The following is a 1319-nucleotide window of genomic DNA, read 5'->3' on the forward strand; positions in this document are numbered from 1 at the left end:
GTCACCAGAACCCTCGATCCCCGGGGGTGACGAAGAGGAGGAGGTGCTGAAGATGTTGTTCATCGGAGATGACTGGGCCGAAGATCACCACGATGTGGAGCTTCAGGACGAAGAGGGGCGGGTGTTGCGACGTGCTCGTCTCCCCGAGGGGATGGCGGGTATCACTGGATTCGGCGAACTCGTCGGCACCTTCCTGCCCGACGACGGTCAGCCTGAGGACGTGCTGGTCTGCATCGAAATCGACCGCGGTCCTTGGGTGAATGCGCTGATCGCGGCCGGCTACCGCGTGTTCGGGGTCGATCCGAAGCAAGCCCACCGCCATCGGGAGATCCTCTCCAGCTCGGGCGCCAAAAGCGACAAGGGTGACGCGCACGCGCTCGCGGACATGGTCCGCACGCGCCGTCTGCAGCTACGCGAAGCCGGCGGTGACAGTGATATCGCCGCGGCGGTCAAGGTCGTTGCCCGTGCGCATCAGAGCATGATCTGGGAACGGACCCGACACATGTCGCGGTTGCGGGCCGCGCTGCGTGAGTACTTCCCCGCGATCCTGCTGATCTGCTCGGAGCTGGACCTGCCGTTGACCAGCCGCCCGATCCTGTCGATGCTCTCGAAGGCACCCACTCCCGAGCAGGCCGCGAAACTCACCGCCCGCCATATCCTGCCGATGCTCAAAGGCTACCGCAGCAAAGACGCGAAAGCGGATCGCATCCAACAGATCCTGCGCGATGAGCATCTCGGTCAACCGGCCATGGTGGCGTCCGCGTATGCGGCATCGGTTCGATCATCGATCGCGGTGTTGAGCGTGATCATCACCGAAGCCGACCGCCTCGAGGGGGAGGTGAAGACACATTTTGGCCGGCACCCGGCCGCTGACATCATCGCCAGCCAGCCCGGCCTCGGTGAGATCCTCGGCGCCCGGGTGCTCGCCGAATTCGGGGACGCCCCCGGGCGTTACCGCAGCGCAAAGGCGCGGAAGAACTACGCCGCGACCAGCCCCATCACCCGCCAATCCGGGAAATCACGGATCGTCGCCGCCAGGTTCATCCACAACGATCGCCTCGTCGACGCTCTCCAGCTCCAGGCATCCTGCGCGCTGATGCACGACCCGCACGCGAAGGCCTACTACGACCAACAGCGGGCCCGCGGAGTCAAGCACAATGCGGCACTGCGCCAGCTCGCCAACCGGCTCGTCGGAATCCTCCACGGCTGCCTCGCCAGCGGCACCCAATACGACCAGACCGTCGCCTGGTCGCACCACCAACAGGCCGTGGCGGCTTGACACACAACGTCCAGGGATGTCTTAACAGCGTTAGCCCAGA

Annotated in this window: 1 protein-coding gene; it reads left to right on the plus strand. The window is 65.1% G+C overall.

The features are described 5' to 3' along the window. Nucleotides 1-52 precede the first annotated feature (52 nt). Nucleotides 53-1279, plus strand: a complete 1227-nt coding sequence (locus HF999_RS22105; protein WP_168547903.1) for an IS110 family RNA-guided transposase — start codon at nucleotides 53-55, stop codon at nucleotides 1277-1279. The last annotated feature ends 40 nt before the right edge of the window (nucleotides 1280-1319 follow it).

The organism is Tsukamurella spumae (assembly GCF_012396015.1).
Taxonomy (GTDB): Bacteria; Actinomycetota; Actinomycetes; order Mycobacteriales; family Mycobacteriaceae; genus Tsukamurella; species Tsukamurella spumae.

Bases quoted from the DNA above. Each gene is read 5' to 3' on its own strand.
- HF999_RS22105 (WP_168547903.1), top strand. From the start codon at position 53: ATGTTGTTCATCGGAGATGACTGGGCCGAAGATCACCACGATGTGGAG.